Source organism: Microlunatus endophyticus (assembly GCF_014646195.1).
Classification (GTDB): Bacteria; Actinomycetota; Actinomycetes; order Propionibacteriales; family Propionibacteriaceae; genus Microlunatus; species Microlunatus endophyticus.
The window spans coordinates 493,687-511,586 of record NZ_BMMZ01000002.1 but is presented as its reverse complement, the minus strand read 5'-3'; the positions used below and the strand labels follow the sequence as shown (position 1 = coordinate 511,586).

12 protein-coding genes are annotated in these 17,900 nt (G+C 66.9%); 3 read left to right on the top strand and 9 right to left on the bottom strand.

Going from position 1 to position 17,900, the window contains the following annotated elements; all coding sequences use genetic code 11:
- Window position 1 precedes the first annotated feature (1 nt).
- The 4 genes from IEY07_RS05995 to pgm all read right to left on the bottom strand — a co-directional run bounded on the left by IEY07_RS05995 (window position 2) and on the right by pgm (window position 5,168).
- Window positions 2-265 carry a hypothetical protein gene (locus tag IEY07_RS05995; protein ID WP_188894244.1) on the bottom strand — a complete coding sequence of 88 codons (264 nt, stop codon included), beginning with the start codon at window positions 263-265 and terminating at the stop codon, window positions 2-4.
- A gap of 13 nt (window positions 266-278) precedes the next feature.
- Complete coding sequence (locus IEY07_RS05990; RefSeq protein WP_229669749.1) at window positions 279-1,490, bottom strand: inorganic phosphate transporter; 1,212 nt, start codon at window positions 1,488-1,490, stop codon at window positions 279-281.
- Window positions 1,491-1,715: 225 nt separating this feature from the next.
- A complete protein-coding gene (locus IEY07_RS05985) occupies window positions 1,716-3,383 on the bottom strand; it encodes an APC family permease (protein ID WP_188894243.1) in 1,668 nt (555 codons plus the stop codon).
- A 156-nt stretch (window positions 3,384-3,539) separates the two neighbouring features.
- A complete protein-coding gene (pgm, locus tag IEY07_RS05980; protein WP_188894242.1) occupies window positions 3,540-5,168 on the bottom strand; it encodes a phosphoglucomutase (alpha-D-glucose-1,6-bisphosphate-dependent) in 1,629 nt (542 codons plus the stop codon).
- Window positions 5,169-5,210: 42 nt separating this feature from the next.
- Between pgm and IEY07_RS05975 the strand changes: the two genes are divergently transcribed.
- On the top strand, window positions 5,211-6,128 hold the full coding sequence (locus tag IEY07_RS05975; protein ID WP_188894241.1) for a tetratricopeptide repeat protein: 918 nt from the start codon (window positions 5,211-5,213) through the stop codon (window positions 6,126-6,128).
- 65 nt (window positions 6,129-6,193) lie between these two features.
- Here IEY07_RS05975 and IEY07_RS05970 read toward each other — a convergent pair whose 3' ends face one another.
- Genes IEY07_RS05970 through IEY07_RS05950 form a run of 5 tightly spaced genes read right to left on the bottom strand, consistent with a single transcriptional unit; the run spans window position 6,194 to window position 13,264 of the window.
- Complete coding sequence (locus IEY07_RS05970) at window positions 6,194-6,868, bottom strand: lysophospholipid acyltransferase family protein (protein ID WP_188894240.1); 675 nt, start codon at window positions 6,866-6,868, stop codon at window positions 6,194-6,196.
- Window positions 6,865-7,662 carry an NUDIX hydrolase gene (locus IEY07_RS24025; protein WP_229669748.1) on the bottom strand — a complete coding sequence of 266 codons (798 nt, stop codon included), beginning with the start codon at window positions 7,660-7,662 and terminating at the stop codon, window positions 6,865-6,867. Before IEY07_RS24025 ends, IEY07_RS05970 begins: the two co-directional genes overlap by 4 nt.
- A 9-nt stretch (window positions 7,663-7,671) precedes the next feature.
- Complete coding sequence (glgB, locus tag IEY07_RS05960; protein WP_229669747.1) at window positions 7,672-9,891, bottom strand: 1,4-alpha-glucan branching protein GlgB; 2,220 nt, start codon at window positions 9,889-9,891, stop codon at window positions 7,672-7,674.
- Complete coding sequence (locus IEY07_RS05955) at window positions 9,888-11,216, bottom strand: phosphotransferase (RefSeq protein ID WP_188894239.1); 1,329 nt, start codon at window positions 11,214-11,216, stop codon at window positions 9,888-9,890. Before IEY07_RS05955 ends, glgB begins: the two co-directional genes overlap by 4 nt.
- A complete protein-coding gene (locus IEY07_RS05950) occupies window positions 11,213-13,264 on the bottom strand; it encodes an alpha-1,4-glucan--maltose-1-phosphate maltosyltransferase (RefSeq protein WP_188894238.1) in 2,052 nt (683 codons plus the stop codon). Before IEY07_RS05950 ends, IEY07_RS05955 begins: the two co-directional genes overlap by 4 nt.
- Before the next feature lie 63 nt (window positions 13,265-13,327).
- Between IEY07_RS05950 and glgP the strand changes: the two genes are divergently transcribed.
- Both glgP and IEY07_RS05940 read left to right on the top strand, forming a co-directional pair.
- A complete protein-coding gene (glgP, locus tag IEY07_RS05945) occupies window positions 13,328-15,913 on the top strand; it encodes an alpha-glucan family phosphorylase (protein WP_188894237.1) in 2,586 nt (861 codons plus the stop codon).
- A 100-nt stretch (window positions 15,914-16,013) separates the two neighbouring features.
- Entirely contained in the window at window positions 16,014-17,885 is a 1,872-nt protein-coding gene (locus IEY07_RS05940; protein ID WP_188894236.1) for an HNH endonuclease signature motif containing protein, read from the top strand.
- Window positions 17,886-17,900: the final 15 nt, after the last annotated feature.

Genomic DNA, 17,900 nt, shown 5'->3' with positions numbered 1-17,900 from the left:
TTCAGGCTCCGAAGATCTGCTTACCCCAGACGATCACGACAATACCGAAGAGCGCGATCGCGATGACGACGGCGAGAATCACCAGTCCGACAGCTCTGCCGGCGGCCGAGGTCGAACCGGAGACCGTTCCGTCGGCATTGACCGTGCGTCCGGAGTTCATGGACCGCAGGCCCAGGGCGTACAGCGCCGGCAGCCCGGCACCCAGCAGGATGCCGACGGCCAGGACCTTCCACAGCGCGCTGAGGGTGTCGGTGACGATGTCCATGGTGCTCTGCCTCTCAGGCCTTGGCCGGCGTACCGGCAGCGGGTACGGGTTGGGTGGGCTCCGCCGCCGGTGCCAAGCCGCCCTCCCACTCGCTGTTGACGTTGTTGGCGCCGATGGCGTTCTTCCGCGAGCGGTGGAACATGAAGCCGGAGGCGGCGATCAGGATCGCCAGCACCACTGCCGTACCCGCGTTCGGGCCGAGGCCGTGAGCGATGCCCCAGGTGATCGCGCCGACCACGCCGGCCGCCGGCAGCGTGATCAGCCACGCCACCACCATCCGGCCGGCGACGCCCCAGCGGACCGTCGCGCCCTTCTTGCCCAGGCCGGTGCCGAGGATCGAGCCGGTTGCGACGTGCGTGGTGGACAGTGCCAGGCCGAGGTGTGAGGAAGTCAGGATGGCCGCTGCCGAGGCCGCCTCGGCCGCCATACCCTGCGGAGACTCGATCTCCACCAGGCCCTTGCCGAGCGTGCGGATGACCCGCCAGCCGCCGATGTAGGTGCCGAGAGCGATCGAGGCTGCGCACGCGATCTTGACCCACCACGGGATGGAGTCGGTGCTGGTCCAGCTGCCGTACGCGATCAGCGCAAGGGTGATCACTCCCATGGTCTTCTGGGCATCGCCGGTGCCGTGGGCCAGCGAGACCAGCGAGGCGCTGCCGATCTGGCCCCAGCGGAAGCCTCGCTCGCGGCTTTCCGGCGCGAGCCGGTCGGTGATCGCGTACACCAGTCGGGTGCCGATCGCAGACACGATGGCGGCCACCACCGGCGCGAAGATCGCCGGCAGCGCGATGGAGGTGATGACGCCCGACCACTTCACCCCGCCCCAGCCGAGTGCCGCGATCGCGGATCCCATCAGGCCGCCGAAGAGTGCGTGCGACGAGCTCGACGGCAGCCCGAAGAGCCAGGTCGCCAGATTCCACAGGATGCCGCCGCAGAGCCCCGCGAAGACGATGGTGAGGATGGGCACGCCCATCAACGACGGGATCGGAGCGCCGTTGTCGCCCTGGATGGCAATGATCTTGTTGGTGACGGTCAGCGCCACCTGGATGGACAGGAACGCGCCGACGAGGTTGAGGATCGCGGAGATGCCGACCGCGACGCGGGGCTTCAACGCACCGGTCGCGATGGACGTCGCCATCGCGTTGCCGGTGTCGTGAAACCCGTTGGTGAAGTCGAAGGCCAGTGCGACGACGACAACCACGATGAGAATGAACAAGGCTTCCACGACTGAGATTCAAGTCCCTGTCCAACGTCTGGTCGAGCGGGGAAAGACTCTCGGATGAAGTTGTCGCCAAGAGTTCAGTGCTGGTGGCCCAGAGTTTCCCGAATGTTCACTTACGGGGCAGGATTCTGTCGATCCCGCGACGGCCGGAGTTAGCCGTTGACAAGCCCAGAGCCGGACGGATCACAGCTGCGATCCGTCCGGCTCGGTGAACTCTGCGTCGTCGAGCTAGGCGATCGCCTCCGGCTCGTCGGCGGCGATGTCGGCCGACAGCGCGGCAGTCGCCTCGATCGTCTCCGCGTCAGCCGCGGAGTTCACTGCCCAGTAGTAGATCACCAGGCTGAAGATCGTGGTCGCCAGCATGTCGAAGCCGAGCGGCAACCACGGGTGCTTGAACGGCCCGAAGTCGCTGACCAGCACGATCAACCCGAGGACGACGAGATAGACCGGCAGCCAGATCGCATTGCGCCAGCCCCAGTTGACCGGGACGCTGTTGAGCTTCAGCACCCGGTTCAGGACCAGGATCGCGAAACCGATCAGGACGCAGACGCCGAGCTTCCAGTCGGTGTCCCAACCGGTCCACAGGATGATGAAGTTGGCGATCACGAAGGCGATCGGGGACAGGACGGACGCGGCCGGCAGTCGGTAGGGCCGCTCGACGTGCGGGATGCGCTTGCGGAAGGCTCCCAGTGCCAGCGGTGCACCGGCGAACATCAACACCGAGGCGCTGGTGATCAGTCCGACCAGCGACTGCCAGCTGGGGAACGGCAGGAAGGCGATCGAGCCGACGACCCAGGTGGTCAGCAGTCCGGCCCACGGAACACCGCGGCTGGTCAGCTTCTCGTAGATCGCCGGGAAGTAGCCGTTGCGGCTCATCCCGTACGCGACCCGGGAGTTCGCGGTGAAGTAGATCAGGCCGGTGCCACCAGGGGAGATGACGGCGTCGATGTAGAGGACTGTCGCCAGCCAGCCCAGGCTGGCCAGGGTGGCCACCAGTGCGAACGGGCCGGTGACGAACTGCGCCGAGGTGGCGGCCCAGCTGCTGAGCAGCTTGCTGCCCGGGATGGCGCCGATGAACACGATCTGCAGGGCGATGTAGATGATCAGCCCGATGATCACCGAGCCGATCACCGCACGCGGAATGTGCTTCTTGGGATTAGCGCTCTCACCGGCCAGCTGATCGGCCTGCTCGAAGCCCAGGAAGGCGAAGATGATGCCGCTGGTCGAGACCGCGGAGAGGATGCCTTTGACGCCACCGTTGAAGAAGGTCCGACCGCCGGCGCTGGCGAAGTTGCTGCCGTGGAAGGCGAAGATCGCCAGGATCAGGATCGTGAAGAGCGGGACGGCGACCTTCCACCAGGTGAGGGCGCTGTTGGTCCGGGCCAGGGCCCGCACGCTCAGGAAGTTGATACCGGTGAACACGCCCATCATCAGCACCGAGATCACGATGCCGACCGGAGTCAGGACCCCGGTGTCGGCGTGCATGAATCCCGAGGCGAACCGGTAGTGCTGGGCGTAGCTGATCATGGCCGTCACCTCGATGGGTGCCGTCGCGACCGATTGCAGCCAGGAGAACCAACCGAACGAGGCGCCGCCGATGCCGCCGAACGCCAGGTGCGGGAATCGGGCGGTGCCACCGCTGAAGGGGTACATGCCACCGAGTTCGGCATGCACCAGCGCCAGGATGGCCACCGCGACACCGCCGATCGCCCAGGAGATGATGGCGGCCGGACCCGCGGCGGCGAGTGCCTTCTGGGATCCGAACAGCCAGCCGGAGCCGATGATCGATCCCGTCGATACCCAGAGCAACCCGATGAACCCGACGTTCCGCCTCAGGCCTGCGCCGGACTGGCCCGACGTGCCTGATTGAGGGGATGGGTCGACGACAGTTGTCATAACTAGCTCCTAGTCGCGTTCGGCAACGCTGGTCGGAACGGCATATTGCCGAACAATCTGTCCCTTGGCAGCCGATCCACGCCGCAACGGCACGCGATCCTTACTGGACGGAGACCGTACAGAAACGCAAATCTCAGGCTGGTCCAAGAAAGCGGCTCAGAGCACCGCGTTGACCACCTCGCGAGCGGCGTCCTGGACGGCGGCAAGATGGTCCGGACCCTTGAAGGACTCGGCGTAGATCTTGTAAACGTCCTCGGTCCCGGACGGTCGCGCAGCGAACCAGGCGACCTCGGTGGTGACCTTCAGCCCGCCGATCGCAGCCCCGTTGCCGGGAGCCGTGGTCAGGACGGCAGTGATCGGGTCGCCGGCCAGCTCGGTGGCGGTGATCGCATCGGCGTCGAGGGCTCCGAGCTTGGCCTTCTGCTCGCGGTCGGCCGGTGCGTCCACCCGTGCGTACGCAGGATTGCCGTGGCGGTCGACGAGGTCGGCATAGTGCTGGCTCGGTGTCTTGCCGGTGGTCGCAAGGATCTCGCTGGCCAGCAGCGCGAGCAGGATGCCGTCCTTGTCGGTGGTCCAGGTGCTGCCGTCCCGGGACAAGAAGGAGGCGCCGGCGGATTCCTCGCCGCCGAAGCCGATCTCACCGGTCTGCAGCCCCTCGACGAACCATTTGAAGCCGACCGGGACCTCCACGAGCGTGCGTCCCAACTCCTCGGCCACCTTGTCGATCATCGAGGAGCTGACCAGCGTCTTGCCGACGCCGGCGTCGGAGCGCCAGCCGTCACGATGGGCGTACAGATAGCCGATCGCGACCGCCAGGTAGTGGTTGGGGTTCATCAGTCCGGCATCCGGTGTGACGATCCCGTGCCGGTCGGAGTCGGCGTCGTTGCCGGTGGCGATGTCGTAGGAATCCTTGCTGCTGATCAAGGAGGCCATCGCATTCGGCGACGAGCAGTCCATCCTGATCTTGCCGTCGGTGTCCAATGTCATGAAGGCCCACTGCGGGTCGACCCGAGGATTGACCACGGTCAGGTCCAGGCCGTACGTCTCGGCGATCCGGCCCCAGTATTCGACACTGGCGCCACCGAGCGGATCGGCGCCGATCCGGATACCGGCATCCTTGATCGCCGCCAGGTCGAGAGCCAGCGCCAGATCGGCGACGTAGCTGCCCAGGTAGTCGTACCGGGTGACCTGGCCGATCGCTGTCGCGAACGGGACCCGCTTGATTCCGTCGAGATCGCCGAGCAACTCGTTGGCTCGGGACGCGATCGCCTTCGTCGCGTCGGTGTCTGCCGGGCCGCCGTGCGGTGGGTTGTACTTGAAGCCGCCGTCCCGGGGCGGGTTGTGCGAGGGAGTCACGACGATGCCGTCGGCGATGTCGGTACGGGCGGCGGTGCGGTTGTGGTTGATGATCGCCCGGGATACCGCCGGGGTCGGCGTGTACTGCTCGTCCCGCTCGCAGAGCACGGTGATGTCGTGGGCCCGCAGCACCTCGATCGCGGTCTTCCAGGCGGGCAGCGACAAGGCGTGGGTGTCCTTGCCGATGAACAACGGTCCGCGGATGCCCTGGCCGGCCCGATACTCGACGATCGCCTGGGTGGTGGCGGCGATATGTGCCTCGTTGAAGGCGGTGTCCAGGCTGGCGCCCCGGTGCCCGGAGGTCCCGAAGACCACCTGCTGGTCCGGATCGGACGGGTCGGGGCGGCGATCGTAATAGGCGTCGACCACCGCGTCGACGTCGATCAGATCTTCGGGCCGGGCGGGGGTACCTGCGCGAGGATGGGCCATAGGCACATTCTGCACGGTTGTGACCTTTGGCAGGATGGGGTCATGAGCTCTACACCGACCAATTCCCGGGGTGCCGTCGATCTGTCCGGTCTTGCGGACCGGGCCAAGCAACCCGATGCCGCCCCCGGCCGAACCGGGGGATCGTCCTACGTGCTGGAGGTCACCGAACAGACCTTCGACGCCGAGGTGGTCCGGAGGTCGCTGAACTACCCGGTCATCATCGAGTTCTACACGCTGCGGGCCCAGGGTGCCGAGCAGCTGTCCGCGTCGCTGGCCGAGTTGGCAACCGAGGCCGCCGGCAAATTCCTGGTGGCCCGGATGAATGTCGACGCGGCCCCGCAGTTCGCGCAGCAGATCGGCCTGCAGCAGGTGCCGACGGTGGTGGCGGCGTTGCAGGGGCAGCTGATCCCGCTGTTCCAGGGCGTGGTCAGCAAGGAGGAGATCCGCGGGGCTCTGGACCAGGTCACCAAGGCCGCCGTCGCCAACGGCATCGTCGGGCGGGCCGAGCCGGTCGGCCAGCCGGCGGGCGAGGAGGACGACGGCGAACCCGATCCGCGCTTCGCGGCCGCGTACGAGGCGATGGAGACCGGGGACTTCGCCACGGCCGTCGAGGAATTCGACAAGCTGCTCCAGGCCAATCCGAAGGACACTGAGGCAGAGGTCGGCAAGGCCCAGGCGTCGCTGCTGCTGCGGACCGCAGAACTCGATCCTGAGGCGGCTGTGGCGGCCGCCTCCGCCCCGGATGCGCCGATCGACGCGCAGCTGACCGCCGCCGACGCGGAGCTGGCATCGGGCGACGCGGATGCCGCCTTCGCCCGGCTGATCGGCGTGATCCGCAGGACCTCCGGCGACGACCGGAATGCCGTACGGGTCCGGTTGCTGGAGCTCTTCGAGACTCTCGGCAATTCCGATCCGCGGGTCCAGAAGGCGCGCCGGGACCTGATGACCGCCCTCTTCTGATCTCTCTGTAGCACGAAGGCAGAACCACCGGAAGTTGGCGGGTTTTCGGGCCGGAAACTATCCATCTACCGGTGTGTCGCGGGTGCCTCAAGTGCTTGCCGGAGTCGCTGGTTGAACCCGGCTATGGTCTCGTCCGGTTGCGGGACGAGCGGCTCGCCGATGGTCATGGTGACGGCTCTGCGGGGTCGGCGAGGCCGGGTCTGATGGGGTGGCCAGGCCTGCCAGGTCCCGGTGATCTGGATGGGCAAGCAGGTCAGGTTCCGTCTCACGGCAAGGCTGGCGGCACCGGGGTTGAAACTGCCCGTACGGCTCGACCCGCTGCGTGATCGGGTGCCCTCGGGAAAGATCAGCACGGAGGTGCCGGCGGAGAGCAGCTCTCCGGTCAGGCCGCGTGGCGCCTTGCTCGGCCGCCCCGGACGCTCGACCGGGAAGGCGTTGAAGAACAGTCGTGGCGCGACGGGCGGCCGGCTGCGGTGGAAGAAGTGGTCGGCGGCGGCAGCGGTGGCCAGCCTGCGCGTGATGGCCGTCGGGAGGTAGCCGTGCACCAGGACCGAATCCCAGTGCGAACTGTGATTGGCGACCACGATCACCGGCTGGTCGAGCCCCGTACAGTGGTCCAGGCCGCTGATCCGGATGCGGAGGAACCATCGGCTGACCGGCCGCAGCACGGTCCAGCGCATCAGGGTGCGCAGCCCGGCCAGCCGGGGACTGCGAATGCGTCGGATCCAGTCGTCGATCATGGGCCCTGGACGACCCGGCCGTCTTCCATGGTCAGCGTCCGCTCCATGCCCAGAGCGATGATCGCCGACAGCCGGCGGAAGGACAGTGCCGTCAGATGCGGTTCGGCATCTTCGATGGTGATCAACTGCACCGACCTGATCTCGGAGGCTTGTAGCACGTACGCCTCGATCTCGGCCTCGGTCACCGCCCCACCGTCGAAGATCAACTCCTCGGCGTCGTCCCAACCCAGGTAGGGCGGCATCCAGTCGACGGCCAGCAGCCGTCCGAGCTCGATGTCGATGCCCAGCTCTTCCTTGACCTCCCGGATCGCACCCTGCCGCGGCGACTCGAACGGCTCAACGACCCCTCCCGGCAACTCCCAGTCGGTCTTGAACGCGGTGTCGCACAACAGGATCCGGCCTGCCTCGTCGTGCATCAGCACATGCGCGATCAGTCTCTTGCGGGGGAGTGCGGAATTCATCACCCCGGAGAAGCCGTCCGGCCCGTCGACCCGGTCGTCGTCCAGCCGGGAGAAGATCAACTCGTCGACCGGCTCGCCGGACGCATCCAACACTGCGCGCCGGCGGGTTCCCTCCCAACGGAACCCCGACCGCAGCAACGCTCTGCGGCCGGCATGATCATCGGCCGGCACGTCGGCCTCGATCCGGTGCAGAGCAGAGCCGGCGAAGGCCTGCGATGTCGCGGTCCGAATGGCGACGATCAGCGATTCCGGGGCCGCCTCGCCGTGTCGCTGCCAGCGCAGCACCCCGGAGCCCGGGCCGGCAGGCTCGATGGTGATCTCGGGGTCCCTCACGCGGACAGGCTAGCGATTATCCTCGGGCCGGTCCTCGCTGGCCCGTCGCGGACGCACCCCGGCGGTCGGGATCGGCGCGGACCCGGTCGCAGCCGCCGACGACCAGGGATTGTCGCCGTCGCTGCCGCGACGGTCATTCCGCGCTTCCTCCTCCGGTGTGCCTTCCTCCGGCGCGCCCTCCTCCCGTGTGCCTTCCGCCGGCGTGCCTTCCTCCCGTGTGCCTTCCGCCGGCGTGCCTTCCTCCGGCGTGTCCTGGCCCGGTGTGCCGCGACGGGCGACGGAGCCGGCGATCTCGGTCAGCACCTCGTCGGGGTCATCGACAGGGTGCTCCGGCTCGAACCGCAGCCAGATCCCGCCCAGCGGAGGGACGGTCACCGTGGCGCTGTAGTCGAATCCGTGGCTCGGCACCTCGGTGGCGATCACCTGGCCGAGATTGCCGAATTGGCCGGTGCCGTCATAGATCGCGGCATCGGTGTTGAGGATCTCCGTCCAGCGGCCCTCGGCCGGCAGGCCGATGCGCAGGTCGTAACGCGGCTCGGAGCTGAAGTTGATCACGGCGGCGACCTGTTGGGCGTCCTCGTCGTCGCCGCCCGGATCGATCCGCAGGAACGAGAAGGTGTTACCACCATGATCATCGGCGTCGATCCACCGGAAACCGGTCGGGTCGTGATCATGACGCCACAAGGCTGAGTTGGCACGATAGACCCGGTTCAGGTCCTTGACAAGCAGCTGCACGCCGCGGTGCCCCCAGCCCTCGGTCTCGTGCCAGTCCAGGCTGCGCTGCTCGCTGAACTCCCGCTTCTGGCCGAATTCCGTGCCCATGAAGAGCAGCTTCTTGCCCGGATGGGCCCACATGAATGCGTAGAAGGCTCGCATGGTCGCGAACTTGCGCCACTCGTCCTGCGGCACCCGCTCATACATCGAGCCCTTGCCGTGGACGACCTCGTCGTGGCTGATCGGCAGGACGAAGTTCTCCGAATAGGCATACGAGGACGCAAAGGTCATCTCGTTGTGGTGGTACTGGCGATAGATCGGCTCGCGCCCGTAATAACGCAGCGAGTCGTTCATCCAGCCCATGTTCCACTTGAAGCCGAAGCCGAGTCCGCCATGATCGACACTGCGGGTCACGCCGGGCCACGAGGTGGACTCCTCGGCGATCGTCACGATCCCGGGCTTGCGGCGATAGAGATCGGCGTTGACCGAACGCAGCAGGGCGACCGATTCCAGGTTCTCGTTGCCGCCGTACTTGTTGGGGATCCATTCGCCGTCAGACCTCGAGTAGTCGAGGTAGAGCATCGAGGCGACGCCGTCGACCCGCAGCCCGTCGATGTGGAATTCCTCGAGCCAGTAGTAGGCGTTGGACATCAGGAAACTGCGGACCTCGTTGCGCCCGAGGTTGAAGATGTAGGAGCCCCAGTCTGGATGCCATCCCAACCGCGGATCCTCGTGCTCGTAGAGCGCCGTGCCGTCGAATCGCTGCAGGGCCCATGGATCGGTCGCGAAGTGCCCGGGCACCCAGTCCATGATCACGCCGATCCCGGCGGCGTGCAGTTGGTCGACGAGATAACGGAACTCATCGGGTGAACCGAATCGCGAGACCGGTGCGAAATAACCCGTCACGTGGTAGCCCCAGGAACCCTCGAACGGGTGTTCGGCCAGCGGCAGGAACTCGACGTGGGTGAAGCCCTGCCAGCTGACGTATTCGACCAGTTCGCGGGCCAGCTCGAGGTAGGTCAGACCGCGACGCCAGGAGCCCAGATGCACCTCGTAGATACTCATCGGACGTTCCCATGCCTGCCGTTCGCCGCGGTACCAGAGCCACTGGTCGTCCTGCCAGGTGTACTGGCTGTTGTAGACGATCGAGGCGTTGTGCGGCGCTGCTTCGAAGAACCGGCCCATCGGATCGGTCTTCAGGCGCCAGACATCGTCGGCACCGAGGATCTCGAATTTGTAGAGCGCCCCCGTCCCCACACCCTCGACGAACAGCGCCCAGACGCCGGATCCCGGCACCAGCTCCAAGTGGTGGTCGTGACCGTCCCAGAAGTTGAAGTCGCCGACCAGTCGAACCGCCCGGGCATTGGGTGCCCACACCGAGAACCGGGTCCCGCCGGGCACTTCGACCGCCCCCAGCCGACGCCAGCACTCGGTGTCGTGGCCTTCGTGAAATCCCGACAGGTCCCAACCGGTCAGGCCCCCAGTCGAGTCAGTCAAGGCGGTCCGATCAGTCATGCTGGCTCCTCGGTATTGGCAATTGCGGCAACGGCGGTCAACGGGATCTCTACCCAGTCGGGCCGGTTCCTCGCCTCGTAGACGACCTCGTAGATCGCCTTGTCCGCGACGTAGGCCCGCAGCACGTCAACCGCTTCCGGGTCCGGATGCTCGTAGCCCGACAGAAACGCCTGCTGGCAGGCCGCGGCCCAGTCGGCCGCACGGCCGGCGGGGGAGTGCGCGGCGGCGTAGTCGAAGGACCGCAGCGCCCCGGCAAGGTCGCGCCAGACGCTGTCCGGCCGGCTCCGCTCGGCGAGCGTCTTCGCGGGCTCGCCCTCGAAGTCGATGATCTTCCAGCCCCGTGGCGTGTGCAGTGTCTGGCCGAGGTGGAAGTCTCCGTGCACGCGCTGGACCTCGAGTGTGCGGCCGGCCAAGGAGTCGAACGTCCTGCGCAGGCCCTCGGCGTACGGCGCCAGTTGCGGTGCTGCCCGGGCGGCGACGTCCAGCCGATCGTTCATGATCGCCGCGACCTCGCCGCCATCGATCGTGCTGGTCGGGAAGTTCTGTCTGAGCAGGTCGTGCACACCGGCCAGCGCGCGGCCGAGGCGGTGCGCCTCGGCGGTGAAATCCTGTCCCGCGCGCAACTCGGCCAGCGCGTACTCCCAACCGTCCCGCGCCTCGGGTAGCAACTCGGTGATCATGGCGAGGTCCGCGCCGAAGCTCACGTTCGGATCCGGGCCTGGCCAGCTGCCCTCGATCCAGCCGATCAGCCTGGCCACAGCGTCGCTCCCGGTCCGGGTCAGCACGTCGTGGGTCTCGACGTCGAGATTGCGGCCGAGCTCGATCCGCCGGAACATCTTCAGGATCGCCAGATGGGCGAACAGGATCGAGGTGTTGGACTGCTCACCGCCGAACACCCGGCTCGGCAGTCCCGGTGTCAGGTGATCGCCACCGAGCCGATGGCCGACCAGGCTCGTCGCGTCCGCCGGAGTCTTCGAGCCCGTCGGAGACGACGCGTCGAGGACCAGGCCGAGCAGCGCGTCATGGGCGGCCGGATCGTCGGTGCCGTCGACGCCGGCCAGCACGCCGTGCTCGGCGTCGGTGGTCTCGGTGATCACCGCTCCGGACTGCTGGTCGTGCGGGCGATAGCTGATCAACAACTGGTAGAAGTCATGATCAGTACTGCCCGGATAGCCGATCGCGGCGATCTCCTGACGGACCGCCGGCCATTGTCCGGGCGGGCGCAGCCAACCGAGTGGGGTGAGGCCGATCAGTTCGGCCGAGCGCCCCTTGCCGCCGAACCAGCGCGCGGCGGTGATGTGGTCCAGCAGCGGCTCCCCGCTCACGATGCGGCACCGGGGGCCGGGTCCGACGGGTCCGCCGGCTCCGGCGGCTCTGATGACAGAGTCAGGATGTGGGCCGGGTCCTCCAGGGTCAGCCGTACGAAGCTGCGTTGACCCCAGCGCCACCGCCGTCCGGTCAGCTCGTCGTGCACCCAGAACACTTCGTGATCATCGAGTCCGAGCGCCGCCATGTCCAGATACACCTCGGTCTCGACCGTCCGGTGCGGATCAAGACTGGTGACGACGATGATCACGTCGTCACCGATCTTCTTGGAATAGGCCAGCACCTGATCATGGTGCGTGGTGTGGAAGTGCAGCTTGCGCAACTGCTGCAGGGCCGGATGGTCACGGCGGATCTGGTTGAGCCGTCCTAGCAGCAGCGACAGCGACTCGCCGCCGGCATCGGCCGCGGCGAAGTCGCGAGGCCGGTACTGGTACTTCTCCGAGTCCAGATACTCCTCAGATCCCTGCCGTAGCGGCTTGCTCTCGAAGAGCTCGAAGCCCGAATAGACGCCCCAGTCGGGCGACAGTGTCGCGCCGAGCACTGCCCGGATGGTGAAGGCGGTCGCGGTACCGGTCTGCAGAAAACCCGAGAGAATGTCAGGGGTGTTGACGAAGAAGTTGGGACGCAGGAAGTGATCGGTCTCGGTGGTCAGCTCGGTGAGGTATTCGATGAGCTCCCACTTCTCGTTGCGCCAGGTGAAGTAGCTGTAGGACTGGTGGTAGCCGATCTTGCCCAGGGTGTGCATCATCGCCGGCCGGGTGAAGGCCTCGGCGAGGAAGATCACCTCCGGATGATCCCTGCGGACCTCGGCCAGCAGCCACGCCCAGAAGTTGACGGGTTTTGTGTGCGGGTTGTCGACCCGGAACACCGTGACGCCGTGACCGATCCAGAAGTTGATCAAGCGCAGGCACTCGGCGTAGATCCCCTCGGGATCGTTGTCGAAATTGATCGGGTAGATGTCCTGGTACTTCTTCGGCGGATTCTCGGCATAGGCGATCGTGCCGTCAGCGCGAGTGCTGAACCACTGCGGGTGCTCCCTGACCCAGGGATGATCAGGGGAGGCCTGCAGAGCGAAATCCAATGCGACCTCCAGCCCGAGCGATCTGGCCTTGGCGACGAAGCGGTCGAAATCGTCGAAGGTCCCCAGGTCGGGGTGGATCGCGTCGTGGCCGCCTTCGGGACCGCCGATCGCCCAGGGCGAGCCGGGATCGTACGGACCTGGCTCGAGGGTGTTGTTCGGGCCCTTCCGGAACGAGCGGCCGATCGGGTGGATCGGCGGCAGGTAGACGATGTCGAAGCCCATCCTTGCAGCGGCCTCGAGGCGTTCGTGGGAGGACTCGAAGGTGCCCGACTGCCAGGCGCCGGTCCGCGGGTCCTGGGTCGCGCCCACCGACCGTGGGAAGAATTCGTACCAGGACGAGAACAGCGTCCTCGTGCGGTCGCAGAAGATCGGAAACTCCCGCGTTGCCGACAGCAGCCGGCGGGGCTTGTGCCGGTCCATCGCCTCGGTGACGTCGGCGGCCAGAGCCAGCGTCAGTCGGTCCTCGACCTGCAACGACGATTTCATCGCCTCAGCAGCCGCCGACAGCACCGCAGCGGCGGACGGGTCGCCGGCTTCGGCAGCCGCCAGGGCGGACTCGGTGAAGAGCAGGTGGCCCTCGGTGCACACCAGTTGGACGTCGATCCCGGCCGGGATCTTGATCTTGGCGTTGTGCAGCCAGGTCTCCCACGGGTCGTCAAAGCCCTCGATCCGGAAGGTCCAGTTGCCGGCCCGGTCGAGGCGTACGTCGGCGCCCCACCGGTCGAAACCCTCGGGTGGGATCGGCTGCAAGGCCACCGTCCGTGTGCGGCCGTCGGGCCCGGTCAGGACGGCCTGCGCGCCGACTGAGTCGTGCCCTTCCCGGAAGACGGTCGCCGCCACGGTGAATACCTCACCCACCGCGGCCTTGGCCGGTAGCTCACCGTCACCGATCACCGGCGACGGCTTCAGCACCGGGATCCTCGTGATCGGCGCGACTGGGGTGGAGCCTTTCGTTCGCAAGGTCACGCGTTTACATTAGCCGCGGGACGACTCGCCAAACCCATGGCGCTTTCCCCTAGTGTTGGCGTCGTGCGCGCCATTCGACGATTCACTGTCCGCCCCGTCCTGCCTGAGCCGCTGGACGGCCTTGCGGACCTGGTGCTCAATCTCCGCTGGGTTTGGCATGCCGAGACGCGCGAGATCTTCGACAGTATCGACCCAGAGCTGTGGGCACAGACCCGCCACGATCCGGTCCGGTTGCTCGCCGAGGTGGCACCACAGCGACTGGCGGAACTCGCCGCCGACCGGAAATTCACCCGGCGCGTCGAGCTGGCCGTGGCTGAGCTGTCGGACTACCTGACCGAGGACCGGTGGTATCAGGAATACGCGGCCGGCAACGCTGACGCACCCAAGTCGATCGGCTATTTCTCCCCGGAGTTCGGGGTCACCGAGGTGCTGCCGCAGTATTCCGGCGGTCTCGGAATCCTGGCAGGTGATCATCTGAAGGCCGCCAGCGATCTCGGTGTCCCGATCATCGGCGTCGGCCTGCTCTACCGCCACGGCTATTTCGAGCAGTCGCTCAACAACTCGGGTTGGCAGCAGGAGCGGTATCCGCTGCTGGATCCCAACAGCCTGCCGCTGAGACTCCTTCATGATCACGCCGACCAGGACAAGCCGGTGGTGATCGAGCTGCCTCTTGACGGCCGGACCTTGTACGCCCAGGTCTGGGTGGCTCAGGTCGGGCGGGTCCCGCTGCTGATGTTGGACTCCGACATCGAATTCAACTCCGGCACCGATCGCGACGTCACCGACCGGCTCTACGGCGGTGGTTCCGATCACCGGCTGGCCCAGGAGATCCTGCTGGGGGTCGGTGGCGTACGGGCGATCCGGGAATTCTGCCGGGTCACCGGAACGCCGTTGCCGGAGGTCTTCCACACCAACGAGGGCCACGCCGGCTTCCTCGGCCTGGAACGGATCCGGGAATACATGACCGGAGTCGACGGCCGACCTGCACTGGACTTCGACGCGGCGCTGGAGGAGGCTCGGGCGGGGACCGTCTTCACCACGCACACCCCGGTCCCGGCCGGTATCGACCGTTTCGACCGGGAACTGATCCGGCGATACTTCGCTCACTACGAGCCGTTGCCCGTAGACCGGGTGCTGGCCTTGGGGGCGGAGGACTACCAGGACGGGGATCCGACCAAATTCAATATGGCGGTGATGGGCTTCCGTCTGGCCCAACGGGCCAACGGGGTGTCCGAACTGCACGGCGAGGTGTCCCGGGAGATGTTCCACGGTCTGTGGAAGCTCTTCGACACCGCCGAGGTCCCGATCACCTCGATCACCAACGGCGTGCATCACGAGACCTGGGTCCATCCGGCGCTACTGGAGGTGCTCGAATCGGCCCGCGGCAACGGCGACACCATTCTTGACGGCTACGACTGGGCCGGGCTCGAGCGCGTCGACCGGGCGACGATCTGGACGATGAAGCGCCGGATGCGGATCGACCTGGTCGAGATGGCACGGGAGCGGCTGACGGCCAGCGCGGTCACCCGCGGCCTGCCCAGCGACTGGACCGCCGATGTCCTCGACCCGGACATCGTGACCTTCGGCTTCGCTCGCCGGGTGCCGTCGTACAAACGGCTGACCCTGATGCTGCGGGATCCGGAGCGGCTCAAGCGGCTGCTGACCGACCCTGAGCGTCCGATCCAGATCGTCATCGCCGGCAAGTCGCATCCCGACGACGAGGGCGGCAAGCGGCTGATCCAGCAGATGGTGCAGTTCGCCGATCAGGAGGACGTACGCCATCGCATCGTCTTCCTTCCCGACTACGACATCGCGATGGCCCGGCCGCTGTATCCGGGCTGCGACGTCTGGATGAACAATCCGCTGCGTCCCTACGAGGCCTGCGGTACGTCGGGGATGAAGGCAGCACTGAACGGCGCTGCCAACCTCTCGATCCGGGACGGCTGGTGGGACGAGTGGTACGACCCGGCCTTCGGCTGGGCGATCCCGTCGGCCGAAGGGGTGGAGGATCCCAACCAGCGCGACGATCTCGAGGCGCGGGCGCTGTACGAGATCATCGAGAACGAGATCGTGGAGCGCTTCTACGACACCGACAGCCACGGCCTGCCCCAGCGCTGGATCCAGGCGATGATCGAGACCGTCGCCGGGCTTGGCCCGAAGGTGCTCGCGTCGCGGATGGTCCGCGATTACGTCCAGAAGCTCTACACTCCGGCGACCGCGTCGTCACGGCGCGTGTCGGCGACCCCGACGTCGGCCGAGGAACTCGCCGCCTGGAAGCGACGGGTCCGCGAACTCTGGCCGCAGGTCAGTGTTGATCATGTCGAGAGCCTCGGCGGTGAGACCGTCGAGGTCGGCGCCACTATCGATGTCAGCGCGCTTGTCCGGCTGGGGGAGCTCCGGCCGGAGGAGATCGAGGTGCAGATGGTAGCCGGACGGGTCGGTCCCGACGACGAGTTGCTGGACATCCAGAGCTATCCGTTCCCGGCCGGAGTCGACCAGCCCGACGGCGTCCGTCGATACCAGGGCACGGTCTCCACGCACCGGGCCGGATCGATCGGCTACACCGTACGGGTGGTGCCGCACCATCCCGATCTGGCCAGCGATGCCGAGCTGGGGCTGGCGGCACTGCCGAAGATCAGCGAGCCGTAGACCGCTGCTTCTCCACAGCCTCGGAAGTGGTTTGAAGGGTTATCCACAGATTCGAACATAGGGATGGATCGTGTCGGTGGTGCCGGATACCGTTCCTGGCATGGATTCGGCATCGGGGGAGTTGGACGAGCGCAGCGTGCTGGCTGCCGCTCGAGCTTCGATGCTGGCCGAGAAGCGTGCCGGCTGCGACCTGTTGATCGCGGCCGCCCAGTGGGCCGACCTGCACCCGTCGGACAGCCTGCTCAGCCCGGCTGAGCGGTTGGACGTCTACGGGGAGGACGCGGTCCTGTTCGGCGGGGCCGGCACCCCGGATGTGGCCGAGACCGCCGCCGGTGCATTGGGGTGTGAGATCGGGATGAGTCCCGACCAGGGCCGCAACCTGATCGCCGACGCCCTGGATGCCCGGGACCGGATGCCGCAGTTGTGGACCCAGATCCGGTTCGGCCGGGTCCGCCGCGACACCGTCCACCGAGTCACCTTCCGGACCCGGCACCTGTCGAAGCCACAGGCCGGAGACATTGAGCGGCACCTGTCCGGATCGTTGCCGCGGTTGACGCTGGGGCAACGGTTGGACAACCTGCTCGACGCCCAGATCAAACGCGTCGACCAAGAACGCCTCGAACAAGAAGCCGCAGCCGCGGTCCGGGACCGGTACGTGCGTAAAGGCCGCCCGGATGCGAACGGGATGACCTACCTGTACTTCCACACCACCGAAGCCGACGCCCGCGCCTCCTGGACGGCGATCACCACCCTGGCCAAAATCCTCAAAGCCCGCAAAGACCAACTACCCCCAGGAGTCCCGGTCCGCGGCGCCGACGCCGCTGAAGGTCGTGCCGATGGGCGGGATGGGTTGGACGAATGGCGGGCAGTCGCCGCCCAGCTGTTGCAGACCAACCCCGGACTCGCCGTCCGGATCCAGCTGGAAGCCCACCAACCCGGCCTGTTCGACCAAGCCGCCGACACCCTCACCCACCTCCAGGACCACGATGATCATCGGCCGGGATCTCAAGATCGGTGGCAGCCCGCACAGCCCGAGGTGCCGACCGCCGACGACCAGCACGAGCCGGCCACGAACAACCCCGCCACGAACAACCCCGCCACGAACAACCCCGCCACGAACAACCCCGCCACGAACAACCCCGCCACGAACAACTCGGCCACGAACAAGCCTGGGGACGAAGCCGCGGACGCCGTGCCCCACGGCAGCGCAACCGATGCCAGTGCAGCCTCTACTGATGGGGCGGATGCGGTGGCGGACGGTGTTGGGGCTGACCGGGCGCAGGATGCCGCATCGGAGGCGGTTCGTGAAGTCGTAATCGCCGAGCTGGTGACCGGGCTGATCCGACAGCTCGACTTCACCAAGCTGCAGCCGTCGGCGATCCTGCACCTCCACATCTCCGACGCATCGCTGGACGGCCCGTTCGGGCCGGCCGATCCGCAAGCCCGACTGGCCCGGGTCGAAGGCCTCGGCCCGCTGTATCTCGACACAGTCCGGCACTGGCTCGGTCAGGCCTGCACGGTCAAACTCCAACCCGTCATCGACACCGGCAGCATCACCGCGGTCGATCGGTACGAGATCCCGGCTGCGATGCGGGAGACGCTGCTCACCCTGTCCCCGGCATCCCGGTTCCCCTGGTCCAACAGCCTCAACCGGCGCAACGATCTTGACCACACCATTCCCTACCTGCCAGCGGACCGTGGCGGGCCACCCGGACAGACCAGCCCCGACAACCTCGCCCCGCTGACCCGGCGCGAACACCGGCACAAAACCTTCGGACACATCAACGTGCGTCAACCCGACCCCGACACCCGGGTCTGGAAAACCAGCTACGGACGCGTCCTGATCGTCAACCCGGGCGGCACCTACGACCTCGGCACCGGCAACCTCGCCCGCACACTCTGGGACGCCCTCAACCGGACGGAGAGTGTGATGGAGAACCGGATTCGACGCGCACTCGATCTGATCGCCTGAGCCTGCCGGCGAAGC